Source organism: Mucilaginibacter angelicae (assembly GCF_042434235.1).
In the GTDB taxonomy this organism is placed as follows: domain Bacteria; phylum Bacteroidota; class Bacteroidia; order Sphingobacteriales; family Sphingobacteriaceae; genus Mucilaginibacter; species Mucilaginibacter angelicae.
The window spans coordinates 1-631 of record NZ_JBHLTS010000031.1 but is presented as its reverse complement, the minus strand read 5'-3'; the positions used below and the strand labels follow the sequence as shown (position 1 = coordinate 631).

The window sequence follows — 631 nt, the reverse complement described above, 5'->3', positions numbered from 1 at the left end:
TGATTTCTCATTTGCATATCTGCATATCTTCACATTTGCGAATCTGCATTGTGGAGAATAACGGATTCGAACCGTTGACCCCCTGCGTGCAAGGCAGGTGCTCTAGCCAGCTGAGCTAATCCCCCGTGGGATGAATTGTTAGTGTGTGGTTGATTATGTGAGTGGTTAAGTGGTTCCTAACTATGCTCTAATCTCCATTCTCTAATCACCTGCGGCAACGCCGCTTAGTAGTCCCGAGCAGATTTGAACTGCTGACCCCTACATTATCAGTGTAGTGCTCTAACCAAGCTGAGCTACAGGACTTTTTTTAGTTTGCAGTTGTCAGTTTACAGTGTGCAGTTTTAGCTTCGCTTTCGTGCTAACTGCTAACTGCTTAATGCCAACTGATGACTGCCTACCCTGTCCTGTGCTTACTTTCGTTTGCACAACCCCTGGTGGCTTCATCTTCTGGGTGTTTCTTCTTGTCTTTTTTTGTTTTAAGAAATATCATGTAGGTAACAGTTTCAAGCTACTAAGGGAAACTGCTCCAGAAAGGAGGTATTCCAGCCACACCTTCCGGTACGGCTACCTTGTTACGACTTAGCCCCAGTTACCGACTTTACCCTAGGACGCTCCTTGCGGTTACGCACTT

2 tRNA genes and 1 rRNA gene are annotated in these 631 nt (G+C 46.1%); all 3 read right to left on the bottom strand.

The features are described 5' to 3' along the window. Nucleotides 1–51: 51 nt before the first annotated feature. Nucleotides 52–125 (bottom strand) — tRNA-Ala (locus ACFFGT_RS19150). A 103-nt stretch (nucleotides 126–228) separates the two neighbouring features. Further along, a tRNA-Ile gene (locus ACFFGT_RS19145) sits at nucleotides 229–303 on the bottom strand. Nucleotides 304–530: 227 nt separating this feature from the next. Then, a 16S ribosomal RNA gene (locus ACFFGT_RS19140) occupies nucleotides 531–631 on the bottom strand; the annotation flags it as partial.